General features: G+C 47.0%; 1 protein-coding gene. It reads right to left on the bottom strand.

The window, feature by feature from the left end; translation table 11 throughout:
* Positions 1-225: 225 nt before the first annotated feature.
* On the bottom strand, positions 226-606 hold a 381-nt coding region (locus tag R7E78_RS28215), incomplete at its 5' end, for an AMP-binding enzyme (RefSeq protein WP_411913781.1).

Raw genomic sequence — 606 nt, 5'->3', positions numbered from 1 at the left:
ACTCGCAGCTTTGATTACAAATGCAGACATACTAAAGGTTACCAAAATTTGAGTCCGTATAGTGTGTTGCGAAAACACAGGCTTGGCAAGCCACAAAAGCACCTACTCGCGATTGTTTTCTGGAGCACCAACGCAAAAAAGCCCCTGTACAAATCAGCATACAGAGGCAGAACCAAACTACGGAGTTCGAGGATCAGGGTTTCATTTGAGTACGACGATAAATTGTTAGCGTCGTAATACTCGCTCTATTTCATTCAGGCTCGTTGGATCATCAATCGTCGATGGCACGGTGTATTGTTCACCATCAGCAATTTGGCGGATGGTTCGACGCAGAATTTTACCCGAGCGTGTTTTCGGTAAGCGATCTACAACCAGTGCGTGTTTGAAGCATGCAACCGCGCCAATCTCATTTCTCACCTGACCCACAAGTTCACCTTCTAGCGCTAACTCATCAACCTTCACGCCATCTTTCAGCACAACGAAACCAAGTGGTAGCTGTCCTTTTAGCTCATCGTGAATGCCCACAACCGCACATTCTGCAATGGCAGGGTGACCACCAACAATTTCTTCCATTTCACCAGTAGACAAACGGTGGCCAGCGACGTT

It is taken from the genome of Vibrio sp. YT-19(2023), from assembly GCF_033337395.1.
Note: the sequence above shows the minus strand (reverse complement) of the source record. Positions and strands in the feature narration are given on the sequence as shown.